Below are 21,212 nucleotides of genomic sequence, written 5' to 3'. Positions count from 1 at the left end.
GCGAAGCCCGCGTACCCGGCCAAGCCCGCCAAGCCGCACTACCCGTCAAAACCCGCCCACCCGGCCAAGCCCGCGTACCCGAGCAAGCCAGCCCACCCCGCCAAGCCCGCGTACCCGAGCAAGCCCGCCCACCCGGTGAAGCCCGCGCACCCGGGCAAGCCCTCGTACCCGGCCAAGCCCGCGCAGCCCTCCAAGCCCTCGCACTCCAAGGAGCAGAAGAAGGGCGGCGAGTGGTAGGCAGGCGCTGAGTCGGCGTCATGTCGTGGTGCGGTGGCCGGGTCCCGTTCGCGGGGTCCGGCCGCCGTGCGTCTCAGGGGATCTCCTGCTCCGCCCAGATGATCTTTCCCTCCGATGTGTAGCGGGCGCCCCAGCGGTGGGCGAGCTGGGCGACCAGGAACAGGCCCCGCCCGCCCTCGTCCATGCTCCGGGCGTGCCGCAGCCGCGGGGCGGTGCTGCTGGCGTCGGCGACCTCGCAGGTCAGCCGGGCGTCGCGCAACAGCCTCAGCCGGATGGGGGGTTCGGCGTAGCGGATGGCGTTGGTGACCAGCTCGCTGACGATCAGCTCGGTCGTCATGGCGAGTTCGCCGAAGCCCCAGGCCACCACCTGCCGGGTGGCCCGCGCCCGTACGTCGGCCACCGCGGCCGGTTCCACCGGCACCTCCCAGGAGACGACGTCGTCGGGGCCCAGGGTGTGGGTGCGGGCCAGCAGGAGGGCGATGTCGTCGGGCTGCGGATCGGGTACGAGCCGGCGCACGACCGAGGAGCACAGCCCGGCCAGGTCGAGGTCGCGGGGGGCGAGCAGGGCGCCGAGCCGGGCCATGCCCTGTTCCATGTCGTTGTCGGCGCTCGTGACGAGGCCGTTGGTGAACAGGCCGAGCAGGCTGTCCTCGGCGAGTTCGAGTTCGGCGGCCTCGAAGGCCATGCCGCCCAGGCCCAGCGGGGGCCCGGCCGGGATGTCCGGGAAGGAGACCTCTCCGCCGGGGGTGACGACGACCGGGGGCGGGTGTCCGGCGCGGGCGAGGGTGCAGCAGCGGGTGACGGGGTCGTAGACGGCGTACAGGCAGGTCGCTCCGAGGAAGCCGCTCGCGCTCGGCCGGTCGCCGCCGGGTGCGTCGTCGCCCGACCGCTCCGCGCTGAGGCGGAGCACCAGGTCGTCGAGGTGGGCGAGGAGTTCGTCGGGCGGCATCTCCATGTCGGCGAGGGTCTGGACGGCGGTGCGCAGCCGGCCCATGGTCGCCGCCGCGGTGATGCCGTGGCCGACGACGTCGCCGACGACGAGGCCGACCCGGGCGCCGGAGAGCGGGATCACGTCGAACCAGTCGCCGCCCACGCCGTCCGTGGGGTCCGCGGGCCGGTAGGAGGAGGCCACTTCCAGTGCCGTACCGCCGGTCAGGGCCTGCGGCAGGAGGCTGCGCTGGAGGGTGACGGCCGCGGTGTGCTCCCGGGTGTAGCGGCGGGCGTTGTCGACGCAGAGGGCGGCGCGGGCGACGAGTTCCTGGGCGACTAGGACGTCGTCGGGCTGGAAGGGGACGGGGTTGAGCGACCGGATGAACGTGGTGAGGCCGAGGGCGGTGTTGCGGGCCCGCATGGGCACGGAGACGAGGGAGTGCAGCCCGAACTCGCGCATGCTGGCGGCCCGTTCGGGCTGTTCGCTGGCCCATGTCCCGTCGTGGGGGTCGAGGACGGGGATGAGGATCGGGTCGCCGCCGATCAGCAGGTGCGCGTCGTGCGGCGGGGGCACGAAGTCGACGCGGTCGCCGACGCGTGCCACGGCCTCCGGGCAGCCCTCGCGCACCGAGCGCAGGGCCGCCCGGCGCATCACGGGCTTGACGGGCGCCGGGCCCGCGTCGCTGAGCCACGTTCCGTGGCCCTCGTTGCTGAGCACCGGCTCCAGCAGGTCGACGACGACGAAGTCGGCGAAGCGGGGCACGGCGAAGTCGGCCAGTTCCTGTGCCGTCCGCAGGACGTCCAGGGTGGTGCCGATGCGGGTGCCCGACTCGCTGACGAGGGAGAGCAGTTGACGGGTGGTCCAGCGTTCGGTGACGTCGAGCACCATGTAGCAGACGCCGGTGATCGTGCGGTCGGGGTCGACCAGCGGGAAGAACGACGTGGAGTAGGCGCGGCGGCGGTGCGGGTCGGCCCAGCTCCAGCCGACGTACTCGTAGTCGGTGACCGGGACGCCCGTCTCCAGGACCTTGCGCATGAGGCCCTCCAGGGTCTCCGCCTGGAGTCCGGGCAGGAGTTCGCTCAGTCTGCGGCCCAGGCGCTGGGCGCGGGGGACGCCGCCGAAGCGCTCCAGGGTGTCGTTCAGCCAGATGTAGCGCAGCCGGGTGTCGACCACGGCCATGCCGACCGGGGAGCTGGTCAGGAACCGGTCGAGGACGGACTCGCCCACCGCCCACCGGTCGTGCCGGTCGCGGGCCGAGACGAGGAAGCACTCGTGCGTGCCGATCCGGAAGGCCGCGGAGACCCGCAGGTCCGCCTCGACGCGGTGGCCGTCGCGGTGGCGCAGGGGTACGTGTCCGCTCCAGCCCGCGCCGGAGCGGCAGCGCTCGGCGACGGCGGCCGCCCGGACCGGGTCGTGGGCGGGCACGGGCAGGCGGTCGGCCGAGGTGCCGACGATCTCGGCGGCGGGGTAGCCGAGGAGGTCCTCGGCGGCCTTCGTCCAGGCGATCACGAGGCCGCGTCCGGAGACCACGGCGGCGGCGTCGCTGGACGCGTCGAACAGCGCCCGCGGTGGCGCGGACGCGACGGCGTCCGGGTCTTCTCTCGGAGCGTCCATGGCTCCTCACGCAGCGTCCATGGGTCCCGTCCTCACACGACCCATGGTCCTGCTAGTCCGCCCGATGTGCACGGGGCCGGGCCCCGCCGCCGTCCCCGGCCCGGCTCGCCCGTTCCCCCGCCCCGCTCCGCCCGCGCTCCGGCGGTCCCCCGGGACGGCTCCCGTCCGCCGCGCGCCCGCGGTCCCGCACGCGTCCCCTCCGCCCCCGGCGTCCGCTCGCGGTGGGCAAGGCGGGCCCGTGGGGGGAGCATGGAGGTGCCGGCCGCTGCGGCCGGGTGTGCGGCCGCGGCGCGGCCGGCGGGTGAGGGAGGCGCGATGACTGCCGGATCCCTGGAGTCCGACGGCGGCGGGTACGCCGCCCGGCCGTCCCGCCCCACCGGTCTGCTCGACGTGCTGAGCGTGGCCGCGGTGGTCGTGGACGCGGACGGGCGGATCGTGTTCTGGACCCCGCAGGCCGAGGAGTTGTTCGGCTACAGCTCGCAGGAGGCGCTCGGCACGCACGCGGCGCGGCTGTTCGTGCATCCCGAGCATCTGCCGTCGGTGACGAAGCTCTTCGCGGAGGTGCTGGAGACCGGGCGCAGCTGGGCCGGTACCTTCCCGGTGCGGCACAAGGACGGCAGTACGCGGCTGACGGAGTTCCGCAACATGCGGCTGCTGGACGACCTCGGGGACGTGTACGCCCTCGGTATCGCCGCCGACCACTCGCTGCTCCAGCGGGTGGAGACCGATCTCGCGCTGTGCGAGCGGCTGATCAGCCAGGCCCCCATCGGGATCGCCCTGGTCGACCCGGATCTGCGGTTCCTGCTGGTCAATCCGGCGTTGGAGCGGGTGGACGGCACCCCGGCCGAGGACCATGTGGGCCGGCGGCTGCGGGAGACGCTGCCGCTGCCCGACATCGACACCGTCGAGTCGTGTCTGCGGCAGGTGCTGACGACGGGGACCCCGCTGCTGGACCAGTACCACGTGGGCCGGCCGCCGTCCGACCGGGAGCACGAGCACGCCTGGTCGCTGTCGTTCTACCGGCTGGAGGACCCGGGCGGCCGGGTCCTGGGCGCGGCCATCTCCTTCGTCGACGTCACCGAGCGGCACCGGGCGGCCGCCGAGGCGGACCGGGCCCGGCGGCGGCTGGCGCTGATCGCGGAGGCGTCCACCCGGGTCGGGACGACGCTGGAGGTGGAGCGGACCGCGCACGAGCTGGCGGAGGTCGCCACCCCGGTGCTGGCGGACGTGGTCGCCGTGGACGTGCTGGACGCGGCGCTCGGGTGCCGCAGGGCCCGCCGGCCGGACAACGGGCCGGAGCTGTTCCGGGCGCTCGCGCTGAAGGCGTCGTACCCGAGCGTGGCGCTGCGGGCCGCCGATCCGCCCGGTGACCTCGCCGCGTACGAGGGCGACCGGCTGGTGACGCTGTGCGTGCACACGGCGCGGCCGGTGCTGGTGCGCCATGTCGGTGAGCGGGACCTGCCGCGGATCGGGCGGGACGCGGAGGCCAGCGCGCTGCTGGCGCGGGCGGGTGTGCACTCGTATCTGGCGGTGCCGCTGATCGCGCACGGCGAGGTGCTGGGGGCGCTGGATCTGAAGCGGACGCGCAATCCGGTGCCGTTCGACGAGGACGACGTCGTGCTCGCGAGCGAGCTGGCGAGCCGGGCGGCCGTGGCGATCGACAACGCGCGCTGGTTCCAGAGCGTGCGCAACACCGCGCTGACCCTCCAGCGCAGCCTGCTGCCCGATCATCCGCCGCACCACCCCGGCCTGGAGCTGGCCTCCCGCTACCAGCCGGCGCAGGCCACCAGCGAGGTCGGCGGCGACTGGTACGACGTGCTGCCGCTGAGCGCGGACCGGACCGCGCTGGTGGTGGGCGACGTCATGGGCAACGGCATCGACGCCGCCGCCACGATGGGCCGGCTGCGGACGGCGACGTGCGCGTACGCGGACCTGGATCTGGAGCCGGGGTCGGTGCTCCAGCACCTGGACAAGATCACCTGCGATCTGGAGCACTACATCGTCACGTGCCTGTACGCGGTCTACGACCACCGCACGCGGCGCTGCCACATCGCCAACGCGGGCCACATGCCGCCCGCGCTGGCCCGGCCGGGCCGGCCGCCCGAGCTGCTGGACCTGCCGACGGGTGCGCCGCTCGGCGTGGGCGGCGTCCCGTTCCGGACCACCGCGGTGGAGCTGGGCCCCGGGGATCTGCTGGTGCTGTACACCGACGGGCTCGTGGAGACGCGGCACCACTCCATCGACGACCGGCTGAACGTGATGCTGGGCTTCCTGGACGAGCCGCGCAGGCCCCTGGAGGAGACCTGCGACCTGCTGCTGTACGGGCTGCGTCATCCCGACGACCACGACGACGTGGCGCTGCTGGTGGCGCGGGTGCTGTAGGGGCGGCCGGGGCGGACCGCCTTGCCCGCGCGGCGTGCCCGGCGCACCCTGTTGCTATGGGTGCTCCGAACGGCCCCACGCTCATCGGGTCGGTGCAGCGGGCGTTCCGGCTGCTGGAGGCGGTGAGCGCGCACCAGAACGGCGCTCCGGCCAAGCTGCTGGCGCGGGAGACGGGTCTGCCCCTGGCGACGGCGTACCACCTGCTGCGGACGCTGGTGCACGACGGGTACGTGCGCAAGCTGGAGGACGGCGGGTTCGTGCTGGGCGAGCGGCTGGGCGCCCTGCACACGGCGGGCCGGGCGCAGTCCCTGCTCAGCCGGGTCCGCCCCACGCTGACCGCGCTGCGCGACGAGCTGTCCGGCGCCGCGTACCTCACCTTCTACGAGGACGGGGAGATCCGGGTCGCGGAGATCGTGGACGGTCCGCGCGCGCCGCGGGTCGATCTGTGGGTGGGGTTCGAGGACGCGGGGCACGCGACGGCGCTCGGCAAGTCGGTGCTGCGCGAGCTGGACGACGGTGAGCGCAGGGACTACCTGTCGCGGCACCGGCTCGCCGATCTCACGCCGAGGACGGTCACCGACGCCCCGGAGCTGCTGCGGCGGCTGGACTCCGCTCCGCTGGCCCCGGCGGTGACGGACATGGAGGAGTACGCGCTCGGCACGGTGTGTGTCGCGGTGCCCGTCTACAGCGGGGACACGCTCGGCTCGCTCGGTGTGTCGCTGCGCTCGGACCAGCGCGCGCGGGTGGCGGAGGTCGGGGCGCGGCTGCTGCCGGCGGCGGACCGGGTGACGCGGGGGCTGTCGCTCAGTATCTGAAAATCCGCTGCTTGTCGCGGCCCGGGGACGTGGGCTTTCCTGAATAAAGCGGACATATGACCGCCCTTTGTCCCCCGCCCGCCCCCTACCCCTGCCTTTCGCCCTCCCCGACCCCCTGCCCCCGCGCACAGATGAGGACTGCGGACCAGAGATGAGCCAGGCCCCCCACGACGGACCTGACCCCCGGACGAGGCGGCTGCTCTCCGCCTCGGCGGCCGTGCCCCTGCTGATCGTGACCGTTCTCGTACTGGTCTGCCTCGTCGGCGACTCCGGGACCGTCTGGGTGCCCCTGCTCGCCACGGGGCCGGCGCTCGCCGCCACCACCGGCGGACCGCGCGGCGTCGCGGGCGTCGGTGTGCTGGCCGCCGGTCTCGGGGTGGCCCTCGGGCTGCGCGGCGAGGCCACGGCCGGCGAGCTGGCGGTGGGGCTGTCCGCCCTGCCGGTCGTCACCGTCGCGTGTGTGCTGACCAGCGCGCTGCGCGGCCGCCGGGAGCGGGTGCTGGCGGCGGTGCGGTCCGTCGCCGAGGCCGCGCAGCACGCGCTGCTCCAGCCCGTGCCGGGGACCGTGGGCCCCTTCCAGGTGGCGGTGCGCTACAGCGCCGCCGCGGCGGAGGCGAGGATCGGCGGCGATCTGTACGCGCTCGTGTCCACGCCGTACGGGGTGCGGCTGATCGTGGGCGACGTGCGCGGCAAGGGGCTGCCCGCGGTGGGGACGGCGGCCCTGGTGCTCGGGGTGTTCCGGGAGGCGGCCCACGACGAGCCGGACCTGCTGGACGTCGTGGCGCGCATCGAGCGGAGCCTGGCGCGCAACCTGGGTCCCGACGACTTCGTGACCGCCGTGGTGGCCGGTCATCCGCGGCCCGGTCAGCTGGAGGTCGTCAACTGCGGGCACGCGCCGCCGCTGCTGGTGCGGGACTCCGCCGTCGTCCCCGTCGAGCCGGAGCGGACGGCCCCGCCGCTGGGTCTGCGCGGTCTGTCGGGCGAGACGCCCGCGCTGCACGTCCTGCCGTTCGCCGACGGCGACCAACTGCTGCTGTACACGGACGGCGTGACCGAGGCGCGCGACCGCGACCGGGAGTTCTATCCGCTGGCCGAGGGGCTGCGGCGGCACAGCTGCGACGAGCCAGCGCACACCGTCGGCGCGCTGCACGCCGAGCTGCTGGCCCATGTGGGCGGGCACCTGCACGACGACGCGGCGCTGCTTCTGCTGCGCAAGCCGGCCGCCGCCGGACCGGCGCCGCGGCACGTCTCCCGCGACGCCTCGCGCGCCGGTTCGTGCTCGCCCTGACCAAAGCTCGGCATAGTGTTCGCAAGGCTTGCTGCCCGCCGTGGCGAACGGTGTTAGAAATGAGGCATGGCCGGTTTCCTCGGCCGCCTGCGCTCGCTGAGTGCGCGCACCGTGGCCCGGCAGGTGTTCGTGCTGCAGGCGGCGATCGTGGTGCTCCTCGTCGCCGCCGCGGTGGTCGCCCTGGTGCTCCAGGTGCGCACCGACACCAATCGGGAGGCGGGTGACCGGTCCCTCGCGGTCGCCGAGTCCTTCGCCAACTCGCCCGGCATCGTCGGGGCCCTGGCCCGTCCCGATCCGAGCGCGGCGCTCCAGCCCCGCGCGGAGGCCGCGCGCAAGGCCACCGGGGTGGACTTCCTCGTCGTGATGACACCCGACGGCATCCGCTACACCCACCCCAACCCCCGGCAGATCGGCAGGCCCTTCGTGGGCACGATCGCCCCGGCCGCGGCGGGCGGGATCGTCCGGGAGACGTACACCGGGACGCTGGGCCCCTCGGTGCGGGCCGTGGTGCCGGTGAGGGACGCGGGCGGCAAGGTCGTGGGGCTGGTGGCCGCGGGCGTGACGCTGTCGAGCGTCGGCGGGATCGTCGCCGGCCAGCTGCCGATGCTGCTCGGCGCGGCGGCGGGGGCGCTGGCGCTGGCCACGGCCGGGACCGCCCTGGTCAGCCGGCGGCTGCTGCGCCAGACGCACGGGCTGGGTCCCGAGGAGATGACCCGGATGTACGAGCATCACGACGCCGTCCTGCACTCGGTGCGGGAGGGTGTGCTGATCCTCGACGGCCGGCGGCGGCTCGCGCTGGCGAACGACGAGGCGCGGCGGCTGCTCGGGCTGGCGTCGGACGCCGAGGGGCGGCCCTGTCTGTCGCTGGACATCGGCAGCGACCTGGCGGGTCTGTTCGCCTCGGGGCGGGACGCCACCGACGAGGTGCATCTGACCCAGGGCAGGCTGCTGGCGGTCAGCCAGCGCGCCACCGACCGCGACGGCGGGCCGCCCGGCAGTGTGGCGACGCTGCGGGACACCACCGAGCTGCGCGCCATGACCGGCCGGGCGGACGTGGCGCAGGAGCGGCTGAAGCTGCTGTACGACGCGGGCCTGGAGATCGGTACGACGCTGGACGTGCGGCGCACCTCGCAGGAGCTGACGGACTTCGCGGTGCCGCGTTTCGCCGACTTCGCCTCCGTCGACCTGGTGGATCCGGTGCTGCGGGGCGAGGAGCCGAAGGACGGCCGGACCGACATGCGCCGGGTCGCGGTCCGGGGGGTGCGGGAGGGCGGCCCGCTGTATCCGGTCGGCGAGCTGATCCGCTTCGCCCCGGCCAGCCCGCAGGCGTTCGGCTTCGGTTCGGGCGAGCCGGTGCTGGAGGCGGACCTGCCCGCGTTCACCGGCTGGCAGGCGCAGGATCCCGCGATCGCCGAGCGGATCGTGGCGTTCGGGATGCACTCGATGCTCACGGTTCCGCTGCGGGCCCGCGGGGTCATCATGGGCATGGCCACGTTCTGGCGGGCCGAGCGGCCGGAGGCGTTCGAGCCGGACGACGTGTCCCTCGCCGAGGAGCTGGTGGCGCGCGCGGCCGTCAGCATCGACAACGCCCGCCGGTTCACCCGCGAGCACACCCTGTCGGACACTCTCCAGCGCAGTCTGCTCCCGCGGGCCCTGCCCGCGCAGAGCGGCCTCGACGTCGCGTACCGCTATCTGCCGGCGCAGGCCGCGCAGGGCGGGGTCGGCGGGGACTGGTTCGACGTCATCCCGCTGCCGGGCGCGCGGGTGGCGCTGGTGGTGGGTGACGTGGTGGGGCACGGGCTGCACGCGGCGGCCACGATGGGGCGGCTGCGCACGGCGGTGCACAACTTCTCCACGCTGGATCTCCCGCCCGACGAACTCCTCGGTCACCTGGACGAGTTGGTGGCCCGCATCGACCAGGACGAGGACGACGGCGAGGCGGCGCCGGTGACCGGGGCGACCTGCCTGTACGCGGTGTACGACCCCTCGACCGGGCTGTGCACGTTCGCCCGCGCCGGGCACCTCGAACCGGCCGTCGTCGATCCGGACGGCGGGGTGGAGTTCCCCTCGATCACCGGCGGGCCGCCGCTGGGGCTGGGCGGCGGTCTGCCCTTCGAGTCGACGCGGCTGCGGCTGGCCGAGGGCAGCGGGCTGGTGCTGTACACGGACGGGCTGGTGGAGGTGCGGGGGCAGGACATCGACGACGGGCTGGAGCGGCTGCGGGCGGCGCTGGCCGAGACGCCGCCGATCCACGGCCGTACGCCGGAGGAGACCTGCAAGGCGGTCCTGGAGGCCATGCTGCCCGAGCGGCCGCGGGACGACGTGGCCCTGGTGGTCGCCCGGACCCGGCTGCTGCCCGCCCCGTGCACGGCGGGCTGGGACGTGCCGGACGACCCCTCGGCGGTGGCCCGGGTGCGGGCGGCGGCGGCGCGGACGCTGGCCGACTGGGGGCTGGCGGACGAGGCGTTCACGACCGAGCTGATCCTGAGCGAACTGGTCACCAACGCCATCCGGTACGCCACCGGTCCGCTGCATGTCCGGCTGATCCGCGACCGGACGCTGATCTGCGAGGTCTCCGACGGCAGCAGTACGGCTCCGCACCTGCGCAGCGCGGCCGCCACCGACGAGGGCGGCCGGGGCCTCTTCCTGGTCTCGCAGTTCGCGGACCGCTGGGGCACGCGGTACACGGCGCAGGGCAAGGTGATCTGGACCGAGCAGCCGCTCCCGGGCGCCGCGGAGCCGCCCGACGCGGGACCCGGCGGGGCGGCCTGAGCCGTCGCCCGCGCGGGGGCGCGGCCGGTCCCGCGCGGTGCACGGCTGCCGCCGGGGGCGGTTTCGTAGGATCTGCGCGTGGCGAACTTCCTGCTCGAACGCACGGTCGCGCTCCCCCTCGACGAGGCGTGGCGGCGCCTGACGCGGTGGCCGCGCCATGCCGAGGCCGTCCCCCTGACCCGGATCCGGGTCACCACCGCCGAACCGACCCACCAGGGCACGCGCTTCGTCGCCCGCTCCGGCATCGGCCCGCTCTCCTTCGACGACCCGATGGAGGTCACCGAGTGGCACCCGCCGCGCGACGGCGCCCCGGGACGGTGCCGCCTGGAGAAGCGGGGCCGGGTGATGACGGGCTGGGCCGAACTGGAGGTCCACCCCGCCCCGGAGGACCGCACCCGGGTCCTGTGGCGTGAGGAGATCCACGTACGCTCCGTTCCGGCGGGCCTGGACGGCCTGGTCCGGCGCACGTCGTACGTCGTGTTCGGACGAGCGGTGGACCGACTGCTGCGCACGGCGTGAGAAGAGTGCCGGCCCGATCAGCCCGTCGTGCGGGGTCAGGCCGGCGAGTCGACGCGGGGCTTCGGGGGCGGGGCGGGGTCGTGATGGATCGGGGTGCGGGCGCCCGTCAGGGGGGCGCCGGTGCCGCCGCGGCGGTTCGCCACGATCTCCGACGCGATCGACAGGGCCGTCTCTTCGGGGGTGCGGGCGCCGAGGTCCAGGCCGATCGGGGAGCGCAGCCGGGCCAGTTCGCGTGCGGTGACGCCGACCTCGCGGAGCCGTTCGTCGCGGTCGAGGTGGGTGCGGCGTGAGCCCATGGCGCCCACGTAGGCGACGGGCAGCCGCAGGGCGAGGCGCAGCAGCGGGATGTCGAACTTGGCGTCGTGGGTGAGCACGCACAGCACCGTGCGGCCGTCGACCTCGGTGCGCTCCAGGTACCGGTGGGGCCAGTCGACGACGATCTCGTCGGCCTGCGGGAAGCGGGCCTTCGTCGCGAAGACGGGGCGCGCGTCGCACACCGTCACGCGGTAGCCGAGGAACGTGCCGATCCGCACCAGCGCCGACGCGAAGTCGATCGCGCCGAAGACGATCATCCGGGGCGGCGGCACGGCGGACTCCACCAGGACGGTGAGCGGGCTGCCGCAGCGTGAGCCGCGCGCGCCGATCTCCAGGGTGCCGGTGCGGCCCGCGTCGAGGAAGGCGGCGGCCTCGGCGGCGACGGTGCGGTCGAGTTCGGGGTGGGCGCCGAAGCCGCCCTCGGGGGCGGTGGCGTCCGGGTGGACCAGCAGGGCCCGGCCCGTCAGTTCGCGCGGCCCGGACACGATCCTGGCCAGCGCCGCCGCCCTGCCGTTCGCGGCGGCCCGCAGCGCGGCGGCGAGCACCGGGCGGGCCGGGTCGGCGGCCCGGACCGGGGTGACCAGGATGTCGATGACGCCGCCGCAGGTCAGGCCGACGGCGAAGGCGTCCTCGTCGCTGTAGCCGAAGCGCTGGAGGACCGTCTCGCCGTCCTCCAGCGCCTGCCGGCACAGGTCGTACACCGCGCCCTCCACGCAGCCGCCGGAGACCGAGCCGATCGCCGTGCCGTCGGCGTCCACCGCGAGCGCGGCGCCCGGCCCGTGCGGCGCGCTGCCGCCGACGGCCACCACGGTGGCCACGGCGACGTCACGGCCCTGCTCGACCCACCGGTACAGCTCCTCGGCGATGTCCAGCATTGTCGGTCTCCTTAAGGACGGTCGTGCGGAGGGAGACGCGCGGGGCGTCCGGGGTGCGCTCAGCGCACGCCCATCCAGCTCTCGATGGGGGCGAGGGCGAAGAACACGAGGAAGATCACCGTGAGTGCCCACATGAACACCCCGATCTCGCGCGCCTTGCCCTGTGCGGTCCTGATGGCGACGTAGGAGATCACGCCGGCCGCGACACCGGCGGTGATGGAGTACGTGAAGGGCATGATCACGACGGTGAGGAACACCGGGATCGCGGTGGCCCGGTCGGCCCAGTCCACGTGCCGCGCGTTCATCATCATCATGGCGCCGATGACCACCAGGGCCGCCGCCGCCACCTCGCCCGGCACGATCGCCGTCAGCGGGGTGAAGAACAGGCAGGCCGCGAAGAACAGGCCGGTGACGACCGAGGACAGACCCGTGCGGGCCCCCTCGCCGACGCCGGTGGCGGACTCGACGAACACCGTCTGCCCGGAGGCGCCGGACACCCCGCCGATGGCCCCGCCCGCGCCGTCGATGAACAGCGCCTTGGACAGTCCGGGCATCCGGCCCTTGTCGTCGGCCAGCTTGGCCTCGGTGCCCACGCCGATGATCGTCGCCATCGCGTCGAAGAACCCGGCGAGCACCAGGGTGAACACGATCATGCCGACCGTCATCGCGCCGACCTCGCCCCAGCCGCCGAACTCGACGTTGCCGAAGATCGAGAAGTCGGGCATCGACACCGCGCTGCCGTCGAGTTCGGGAGCGCCGCCGGCCCACTGCTTGGGGTCGATCGCGCCGAGCCCGTTGAGGACGACGGCCAGGACGGTGCCGCCCACGATGCCGATGAGGATCGCGCCGGGGACGCCGCGCGCCTGGAGCATGAAGATCGCGAGGAGGGTGACCGCGAAGAGCAGGACGGGCCAGCCGGTCAGGGTGCCGGCCGGGCCGAGGGTGACGGGGGTCGCCTCGCCCTGCTGCACGAAGCCGGCCTTGTAGAAGCCGATCAGCGCGATGAACAGGCCGATGCCCATGGTGATCGCGTGCTTGAGCGCGAGCGGGATCGCGTTCATGATCATCTCGCGGAGGCCGGTGACGACCAGCAGCATGATGACCACGCCGTACATCACGCACATGCCCATGGCCTGCGGCCAGGTCATCTGCGGGGCGACCTGCGAGGCGAGGACGCCGGAGACGGAGAGGCCGGCGGCGAGGGCGAGCGGCACCTTGCCGAAGAAGCCCATCAGCAGCGTGGTGAGGGCCGCCGCGAACGCGGTCGCGGTGATCAGCGCCTTCTGGGCGAGGGTGTCACCGGCCGCGTCCTTGCCGGACAGGATCAGCGGGTTGAGCAGGAGGATGTACGCCATCGCCATGAAGGTCGTGACGCCGCCGCGCACCTCACGCGCGACCGTGGATTCTCTCTTGGATATGTGGAAGTACCGGTCGAGCCAGGACCTGCCGGCCGGGACGCGGGTGCCTTCTCCCGCGTCCGGTGCGGAGGTCGTGGGCTGGAGTGACTGCTGGGTCATGTGGGCCTGCTCCCAAGGTTCAAAGGGGCACCCGCCGAGCCGCCCTGCGACTGCGGGATTTGGGAAGGTGCTTCGGCCGCACGACCCGGGGGACGGCCCGAGACGAACGAACTGGGTGGTGGGCACCGGGAGTTGGCTCCCGGTGGTTTCCCGGCGCCGCGAGCGGTGCGGTGCGCGGGGCACTCCGGGCGGCGCGGCGAAGTGTGACGTTCCCGGTGCCGCCCGGAGGGTTCGTGCCGGTCCGCTACGCCGTGCCGGTGAGGTGTTCCGGCCTGACCGGTGTGCGGTCGAGCGCCAGCCCGGTCGCGTTCCGGATCGCCGCGAGGACGGCCGGGGTCGACGACAGGGTGGGTGCCTCGCCGATGCCGCGCAGCCCGTACGGGGCGTGGTCGTCGGCGAGTTCGAGCACGTCGACGGGGATGGTCGGCGTGTCGAGGATCGTGGGGATGAGGTAGTCCGTGAAGGAGGGGTTCCTGACCTTCGCGGTCTTGGGGTCGACGACGATCTCCTCCATGACCGCCACGCCCAGGCCCTGGGTGGTGCCGCCCTGGATCTGGCCGATGACGGACAGCGGGTTGAGCGCCTTGCCGACGTCCTGGGCGCAGGCCAGCTCGATCACCTTCACCAGGCCGAGTTCGGTGTCGACCTCGACGACGGCCCGGTGCGCGGCGAAGGAGTACTGGACATGGCCGTTGCCCTGGCCGGTGCGCAGGTCGAAGGGCTCGGTCGGGCGGTGCCGCCACTCGGCCTCCACCTCGACGCTCTCGCCCTCCAGCAGGTCCGCCAGGTCGGTGAGGACCTCGCCGCCGTCGGTGACGACCTTGCCGCCCTCCAGGAGGAGTTCGGCGGTGGCCCACGCCGGGTGGTAGGAGCCGTACTTGCGGCGGCCGATCTCCAGGACCTTCTCGCGGACGAGTTCGCAGGAGTTCTTGACGGCGCCGCCGGTGACGTAGGTCTGGCGGGAGGCGGACGTCGAGCCGGCGCTGCCCACCTGGGTGTCCGCCGGGTGGATCGTCACCTGGGTGACGCCGAGTTCGGAGCGGGCGATCTGGGCGTGGACGGTGACGCCGCCCTGGCCGACCTCCGCCATCGCGGTGTGGACGGTGGCCACGGGCTCGCCGCCGACGACCTCCATGCGCACCTTGGCGGTGGAGTAGTCGTCGAACCCCTCGGAGAAACCGACGTTCTTGATGCCGACCGCGTAGCCGATGCCGCGGACGACGCCCTCGCCGTGGGTGGTGTTGGACAGGCCGCCGGGCAGCTGCCGTACGTCGGCGCCCTCGCTGGACTCCCACTGGCGCTCCGGCGGCAGGGCCATGGCCTTGACGCGGCGCAGGAGTTCGGCGACCGGGGCGGGCGAGTCGACGGGCTGGCCCGTCGGCATGATCGTGCCCTGCTCCATGGCGTTGAGCTGGCGCAGCGCCACCGGGTCCATGTCCAACTCCGCCGCAAGCTTGTCCATCTGCGCCTCGTAGGCGAAGCACGCCTGGACCGCGCCGAAGCCGCGCATGGCGCCGCAGGGCGGGTTGTTGGTGTAGAGCGCGACGGCCTCGATGTCGACGTCCTCGACGACGTAGGGGCCGATCGACAGCGAGGAGGCGTTGCCGACGACGGCCGGGGAGGCCGAGGCGTACGCCCCGCCGTCCAGCACGATGCGGCACCTGACGTGGGTGAGCCTGCCGTCCCGGGTGGCGCCGTGCTCGTAGTACAGCTTGGCGGGGTGGCGGTGGACGTGTCCGAAGAAGGACTCGAACCGGTTGTAGACGATCTTGACGGGCTTGCCGGTGCGCAGCGCCAGCAGACAGGCGTGGATCTGCATCGACAGGTCCTCGCGTCCGCCGAAGGCGCCGCCGACGCCGGAGAGCGTCATCCGGACCTTGCTCTCGGGCAGGCCGAGGACCGGCGCGATCTGGCGCAGGTCGGAGTGCAGCCACTGGGTGGCGACGTAGAGGTGGACGCCGCCGTCCTCGTCGGGCACGGCGAGGCCGGACTCCGGGCCGAGGAACGCCTGGTCCTGCATGCCGAAGGTGTACTCGCCCCTGACGATCACGTCGGCCCGGCCGGCGGCCCGGCTCGCGTCGCCGCGCACGATCGGCTGGCGGTGGACGATGTTGGGGTGCGGGACATGGCCGCTGTGGTGGTCGTCGCGGCCCTCGTGGACGAGGATCGCGTCCGGGGCGGTCGCGGACGCCTCGTCGGTGATGACGGGCAGTTCGCGGTAGTCGACCTTGATCTTGGCGGCCGCGCGGCGCGCGGTCTCCGGGTGGTCGGCGGCGACGATGGCGACCGGCTCGCCGTGGTGGCGCACCTTGCCGTGCGCGAGGACCGGGGTGTCCTGGATCTCCAGGCCGTAGTTCTTCACCTCGGTCGGCAGGTCGTCGTACGTCATGACGGCGTACACGCCCGCCGTCGCCAGCGCCTCGCTCGTGTCGATGGACACGATCTCGGCGTGCGCGACGGTGGAGCGCAGGATCTGGCCCCAGAGCATGTCCTCGTGCCACATGTCGGAGGAGTACGCGAACTCGCCGGTCACCTTGAGGGTGCCGTCCGGGCGGAGCGTGGACTCGCCGATGCCGCCCTTGGTCCGGGAGCCCTGGGTGATCTTCGTGGGAGCGCCGTTCGTGGGCATCTGCTCAGACCGCCTCTCCCTGCCGGGCGGCCGCGAGGCGGACCGCGTCCATGATCTTCTCGTAGCCCGTGCAGCGGCACAGGTTGCCCGAGAGCGCCTCGCGGATGTCCGCGTCGGTCGGGTTCGGGTTGTGCTCCAGCATCTCGTCGGCGGCGACCAGCAGTCCGGGGGTGCAGAAGCCGCACTGGACGGCGCCGGCGTCGATGAACGCCTGCTGGATCGGGGCGAGTTCGGTGCCCTCGCCGGTCTGCGAGTCCTGTCCCTGGGCCGCCCGGCCCCGGGTGTCCTGGAGGAAGGTGCCGCAGGAGCCGGTGGCGCAGCCGCCGTGCTCGGCGCGCTGCCTGGCGTAGTCCGCGAGCCCTTCGACGGTGACGACCTCGCGGCCCTCGGCCTGGCCGGCGGCCACCAGGCACGCGCACACGGGCACGCCGTCCAGGCGGACCGTGCAGGACCCGCACTCGCCCTGCTCGCAGGCGTTCTTGGAGCCGGGCAGACCCAGGCGCTCCCTCAGCACGTACAGCAGGGACTCGCCCTCCCACACGTCGTCGGCTTCCTGCCGGCGTCCGTTGACGGTGAAGTTGACGCGCATCACGCAGCTCCCTCGGTGAGGCGGCGGGCGCCGCGGTAGGACTCCCAGGTCCAGGTCAGCGTGCGGCGGGCCATGACGCCGACGGCGTGCCGGCGGTAGCTCGCGGTGCCCCGGACGTCGTCGATCGGGTTGCAGGCGCCGGAGCACAGCTGGGCGAACCGCTGGGCGACGGAGGGGGTGATGATCTTGCCGTTGTCCCAGAAGCCGCCCTCCTCCAGGGCGGCGTTCAGGAACTCCTCGGCGGCCTTGGCGCGGATCGGGGTCGGGGCGGCGGAGCCGATGCCGGTGCGCACGGTGCGCGTCCGCGGGTGCAGCGCGAGCCCGAAGGCGCACACCGCGATCACCATGGCGTTGCGGGTGCCCACCTTGGAGTACTGCTGGGGGCCGTCGGCCTTCTTCACGTGGACGGCGCGGATCAGCTCGTCGGGGGCGAGCGCGTTGCGCTTGACGCCGGTGTAGAACTCGTCGATCGGGATGCGCCGCGAGCCGCGTACGGACTCGGCCTCCACCTCGGCGCCCGCCGCGAGGAGGGCGGGGTGGGCGTCACCGGCCGGGGAGGCGGTGCCGAGGTTGCCGCCGACGCCGCCGCGGTTGCGGATCTGCGGGGAGGCGACCGTGTGGGAGGCGAGGGCCAGGCCCGGCAGCTCGGCGCGCAGGTTCTCCATGATCCGGGTGTACGGGACGGAGGCGCCGACCCGCACGCTGTCCTCGGCGGCCTCCCACTCGTAGAGGTCGCCGACGCGGGTGAGGTCGAGGAGGTGGCCGGGCCGGCGGTGGTCGAAGTTGATCTCGACCATCACATCGGTGCCACCCGCAATCGGCACAGCGGTGGGGTGCTCGGCCTTCGCGGCGAGCGCCTCCTCCCAGCTGGCGGGGCGAAGGAAGTCCATGACCGGCTCTCTTCTTCGTCTCGTGGGTCGTACGGTTTGAGCCAGATCAGGTGCGGCGGGCCCGGCTCGTTCATGTGCTGTTGACGCGCATCGCCGTCAGTACACAGCGCGGTACTCCACCGGGGTCAGTCACGGAAACCATGAAGGAGTTGGCTGGCCAGCGCGGGCATCTTGTAGATTCGTATGAACGGAGGTCCCCTGCAACCTCCACGGTTTCCTCCGGAAACATCCGGCACACCCCTGTGACCTGGGCCACCGTCCGAAAGGCGACGAGCACCGCCCACGGCGCCGCTCACCGGCCCGCCGACCGGGCCTGGCCCGCACACCCCCACGATCATCGTAAGTTTCGAGACAAAAGAACGGCGGCGACGAGAATGCGGCTGCGCGCACTGCTGGACACCGACGCGCTGGGCCTCAGGCTGCTCGGCGGCGAGGACGAGCTGGACCGCACCGTACGCGGCGTGATGACCACGGACCTGCGCGACCCGAGCCGCTATCTCGCGGGCGGCGAGCTGGTGCTCACGGGCCTCGCCTGGCGGCGCGACGCCGCGGACTCCGACCCCTTCGTCCGTCTGCTGGTGCAGTCCGGTGTCGCCGCCCTCGCGGCCGGCGAGGCCGAGCTGGGCGACGTGCCCGACGACCTGGTGCTGGCCTGCGCCCGGCACCGGCTGCCGCTGTTCGCGGTGCACGAGTCGGTGGCGTTCGCCACGGTCACCGAGCACGTCGTGCGCCAGGTGAGCGGCGAGCGGGCCGGGGACCTGGCGGCCGTGGTCGACCGGCACCGCCGGATGATGACCTCGGGCCCGGCGGGCGGCGGCCCGGACGTGGTCCTCGACCTGCTCGGCTCCGACCTGGACCTGCGCGCCTGGGTGCTGTCCCCGGCGGGGCGCCTGATAGCCGGCCCGAAGGCGGCGGGCCCCGCGCTGCCGGCCGGCGTGTGCGCCCGCCTGGCCGCCGAGCACCTGAGGGCCGCGCGCTCCGGCCGGCGCGGACCGCACCGCGTGGCCGTCGAGGGCACCTCCTACTCGCTGTTCCCGATCCGCGGCGGCCGTCCGGCGCGCGACGTGCGCGAGAGCGTGCTGTCGGACTGGCTGCTGGCGGTGGACGCCGACGCGGGCGACTGGCCCGAGGAGCGGCTCGACCTGCTCCAGGGCGTCACCCAGCTGATCGCGGTCGAACGCGACCGCAGGGACGCGGCCCGCACGGTCCGCCGCCGCCTCGCCCAGGAGGTCCTGGAACTGGTCCAGACGGGCGCGGCGCCCGCCGAGATCGCCGCGCGCCTGCGGGTGGCGGCCCCGGTCCTGCTGCCCGGCCTCGGGGCCGCGCCGCACTGGCAGGTGGTGGTCGCCAGGGTCGACTGGGAGGGAGGCGACATCGAGGCGGGCCCCGCCTCCCAGGCGCTGCTGGAAGAGGTCCTGGTGGACCCGCGCGCCACCGGCACCGAGCCCTCCGACCGCATCGCCGTGGCCCACACCGGGGACGAGGCCATCGCCCTGGTACCGCTTCCGGCCGTCTCCGCCGAGCACGACGGCTCGGAGAGCGGCATCCTCGCCGACACGCTCCTGGGCTCCGTCCGCGAACCGCTCTCGGCCGGCCTGGACGACGACGGCCGGGTCACCTTCGGCGTGAGCGCCGCCGTGCACTCCGCGGAGGGGCTGCGCGGCGCCCTGGAGGAGGCGCGGCACGCCCGCCGGGTGGCCGCGGCCCGCGCCGGCCGGGTGTGCGCGGCCGGCCACCAGGAGCTGGCGTCGCACGTGCTGCTGCTGCCGTTCGTGCCGGACGACGTCCGCCGGGCGTTCACCGCGCGCCTGCTCGACCCGCTGCGCGACTACGACCGCCGCCACCGCGCCGAGCTGATCCCGACCCTGGAGGCGTTCCTCGACTGCGACGGCTCCTGGACACGCTGCGCGACCCGCCTCCACCTGCACGTCAACACACTGCGCTACCGGGTCGGCAGGATCGAGCAGTTGACGGGCCGGGACCTGTCCCGGCTGGAGGACAAGCTGGATTTCTTCCTGGCATTGCGGATGAGTTGACCCCTCCCACCGGGCCGCGCCGATGACACCAAGTGCCGCCGGTGTCCCACGACTTTGTGAAATCCTTCACCCACCCTCTTGGCCGGGCCCGCGGATTCGTGCTGAGATGCCGCCACCACTCAACAGCTCGATGGCGTGCTCGGGGAGGGCGAGGTGGCGTATACCGCCATGTCTGGTCACGGAACGACCGCTGGTGACGATCCACTCCAGACCGCGGTATGGCGGCTGCGCTCACGCGCCTGCTGGACGGACGCCGCGGCCCTGCTACAGCCGGTCACCGCGGCGGCGGCGATCCAGCGCGCGGCACTGCTGGTGGAGCGCTGCCTCTACACCGAGCAGGGCTGGGAGGCCGCCGAGGACGCCCTGCGCACGGCCGAGGCACTCGCGCACGGTGACGACGAACGGGGCGCCGCCGCTTGTGAACGGGGGCAACTTGCCTACGCCTCCACCCTGCACGGAGTGCGCGACCGCGCCGACGAGGCCAGGGCCGCGCTCGGCCGGGCCGCGGCCCTGATCACCCCCGGCGCCCCCGGCAGGGCGCTCCTGGACTTCCGGCGGGGCCTGCTGGCGGAGAACCTGACGCACTCACCCCAGGCGGCGCGCGCGGCGTACCGCAGGGCCCACGCCGCCGCGACGGCGCACGCCGACCCGATCCTGCTCTCCTCCACCTGGCGCCACCTGGCCGGACTGGCCCTGCGGGAGGGCGAGTTGGCGGAGGCGCGGCACGGCTTCGCCGAATCACTGAGAATCCGCGAGGAGTTGGGCTACCTGGTGGGCACGGCCCCGGCGCTGGCGTCACTGGCCGACACCGAGACGGAGCCGGAGGCGTCCCGCCTGCGCGAGGAGGCCCGCCGCCTCTTCCGCCTCCTGGGCGGAGTCCCCACCTGGCTGACCCCCCACCTGCACCCCCCGGCCCCGGACGCGGCGACGGCGTAGCAGCGGGCGGGGAAGAACCCGGCACCCGCACACGGCGGGACGGGACGGGACGCAGCGAACAGCCGCACCCGCGAGGCGGCGAGAGGGGAACCACGCGGGAAGGCCGCGTACGGCGGGAGGGGGACGTGCCGGGGGGCCGCTCACCACTCAGGGGTGCCGAGCGGAAGCCGCACCGCGCCCGAGTTCACCGCGCCCCGAGTTCACCGTGCCCCGGCGAAGTGCTCCCCCACGAGGGCCCGCACCCCACCCACGTCCCCCGAGATCAACGCGTCCAGCAGGGCGCCGTGCTCGGCGGCGTCGGCGAGCAGGCCGGCATGCCCGCGCCCGGCCGAGCGCCCCGGGCCGGCCATGGGCCACTGGGCCCGACGGTGCAGGTCGTCGGCGACCTGCACCAACTGCTCGTTGCCGCCGAGCGAGAGCACCGCCCGGTGGAACGCACGGTCCGAGGCGGCGTACGTCGCCCGGCACCCCGTGGCCGCCGCCCGCACCGTGGCCTCCGCCAGCGGCCGCAACTCCGCCCAGCGCTCGGCCGGCACCGACCGCGCGAGCCCCAGCACCACCGGCACCTCGATCAGCGCCCGCACCTCGGCGAGTTCGGCCAGCTCCCGCGCCCCCCGCTCGACGACCCGGAACCCCCGGTTGGGCACCACCTCGACGGCGCCTTCGAGCGCCAGCTGCTGCATCGCCTCGCGCACCGGAGTCGCGGAGACCCCGAACCGCTCGCCCAGCGCGGGCGCCGAGTACACCGCGCCCGGCGCGAGTTCCCCCGTCACCAGCGCGGTACGCAGCGCGTCGAGGATCTGCCCGCGCACCGAGGCCCGCTGCACGACCGCCCGAGGCTGAGGGATCGGCCGCTCGCCGTGGGTG

Annotated in this window: 14 protein-coding genes and 1 pseudogene; 8 read left to right on the top strand and 7 right to left on the bottom strand. The window is 74.1% G+C overall.

The window, feature by feature from the left end:
- Positions 1-237, top strand: a pseudogene (locus tag SZN_RS41550) (chaplin); the annotation flags it as partial.
- A 73-nt stretch (positions 238-310) separates the two neighbouring features.
- Here SZN_RS41550 and SZN_RS25445 read toward each other — a convergent pair.
- Positions 311-2,782: a SpoIIE family protein phosphatase gene (locus SZN_RS25445; RefSeq protein ID WP_007500274.1), complete on the bottom strand. Its 2,472-nt coding sequence runs from the start codon at positions 2,780-2,782 to the stop codon at positions 311-313.
- A gap of 315 nt (positions 2,783-3,097) precedes the next feature.
- Here SZN_RS25445 and SZN_RS25440 point away from each other — a divergent pair, with 315 nt between their 5' ends.
- The 5 genes from SZN_RS25440 to SZN_RS25420 all read left to right on the top strand — a co-directional run bounded on the left by SZN_RS25440 (position 3,098) and on the right by SZN_RS25420 (position 10,558).
- Positions 3,098-5,164, top strand: a complete 2,067-nt coding sequence (locus SZN_RS25440) for a SpoIIE family protein phosphatase (RefSeq protein ID WP_007500272.1) — start codon at positions 3,098-3,100, stop codon at positions 5,162-5,164.
- Between the two features lie 56 nt (positions 5,165-5,220).
- Complete coding sequence (locus tag SZN_RS25435; protein WP_007500270.1) at positions 5,221-5,979, top strand: IclR family transcriptional regulator; 759 nt, start codon at positions 5,221-5,223, stop codon at positions 5,977-5,979.
- 151 nt (positions 5,980-6,130) lie between these two features.
- Entirely contained in the window at positions 6,131-7,267 is a 1,137-nt protein-coding gene (locus SZN_RS25430; protein WP_007500268.1) for a PP2C family protein-serine/threonine phosphatase, read from the top strand.
- A 66-nt stretch (positions 7,268-7,333) separates the two neighbouring features.
- Positions 7,334-10,039: a SpoIIE family protein phosphatase/ATP-binding protein gene (locus SZN_RS25425; RefSeq protein WP_007500266.1), complete on the top strand. Its 2,706-nt coding sequence runs from the start codon at positions 7,334-7,336 to the stop codon at positions 10,037-10,039.
- A 78-nt stretch (positions 10,040-10,117) separates the two neighbouring features.
- Positions 10,118-10,558, top strand: coding sequence for an SRPBCC family protein (locus SZN_RS25420; RefSeq protein WP_007500264.1), 441 nt, complete (start codon positions 10,118-10,120; stop codon positions 10,556-10,558).
- A gap of 35 nt (positions 10,559-10,593) precedes the next feature.
- On the opposite strand, the gene SZN_RS25415 is transcribed toward SZN_RS25420, so the two are convergent.
- From SZN_RS25415 to SZN_RS25395, 5 genes are all read right to left on the bottom strand, one after another.
- A complete protein-coding gene (locus SZN_RS25415; protein WP_007500262.1) occupies positions 10,594-11,748 on the bottom strand; it encodes an XdhC family protein in 1,155 nt (384 codons plus the stop codon).
- Positions 11,749-11,807: 59 nt separating this feature from the next.
- Positions 11,808-13,265: an NCS2 family permease gene (locus SZN_RS25410; protein WP_007500260.1), complete on the bottom strand. Its 1,458-nt coding sequence runs from the start codon at positions 13,263-13,265 to the stop codon at positions 11,808-11,810.
- 244 nt (positions 13,266-13,509) lie between these two features.
- A complete protein-coding gene (locus tag SZN_RS25405; protein WP_007500259.1) occupies positions 13,510-15,894 on the bottom strand; it encodes a xanthine dehydrogenase family protein molybdopterin-binding subunit in 2,385 nt (794 codons plus the stop codon).
- 4 nt (positions 15,895-15,898) lie between these two features.
- A complete protein-coding gene (locus SZN_RS25400) occupies positions 15,899-16,483 on the bottom strand; it encodes a (2Fe-2S)-binding protein (protein WP_007500257.1) in 585 nt (194 codons plus the stop codon).
- Positions 16,483-17,373 carry an FAD binding domain-containing protein gene (locus tag SZN_RS25395; protein WP_007500255.1) on the bottom strand — a complete coding sequence of 297 codons (891 nt, stop codon included), beginning with the start codon at positions 17,371-17,373 and terminating at the stop codon, positions 16,483-16,485. Before SZN_RS25395 ends, SZN_RS25400 begins: the two co-directional genes overlap by 1 nt.
- A 374-nt stretch (positions 17,374-17,747) precedes the next feature.
- On the opposite strand from SZN_RS25395, the gene SZN_RS25390 reads away from it, so the two are divergent.
- A complete protein-coding gene (locus tag SZN_RS25390; protein ID WP_007500252.1) occupies positions 17,748-19,409 on the top strand; it encodes a PucR family transcriptional regulator in 1,662 nt (553 codons plus the stop codon).
- A gap of 168 nt (positions 19,410-19,577) precedes the next feature.
- Positions 19,578-20,345, top strand: coding sequence for a hypothetical protein (locus SZN_RS25385; protein WP_007500250.1), 768 nt, complete (start codon positions 19,578-19,580; stop codon positions 20,343-20,345).
- 200 nt (positions 20,346-20,545) lie between these two features.
- On the opposite strand, the gene SZN_RS25380 is transcribed toward SZN_RS25385, so the two are convergent.
- Positions 20,546-21,212 (bottom strand): GntR family transcriptional regulator (locus SZN_RS25380; RefSeq protein ID WP_007500249.1); only part of this gene is annotated, 667 nt, incomplete at its 5' end.

Source organism: Streptomyces zinciresistens K42 (assembly GCF_000225525.1).
GTDB classification, from domain to species: Bacteria; Actinomycetota; Actinomycetes; order Streptomycetales; family Streptomycetaceae; genus Streptomyces; species Streptomyces zinciresistens.
The sequence above is the reverse complement of the archived record's forward strand: the minus strand, read 5'-3'. Positions and strand labels throughout refer to the sequence as shown.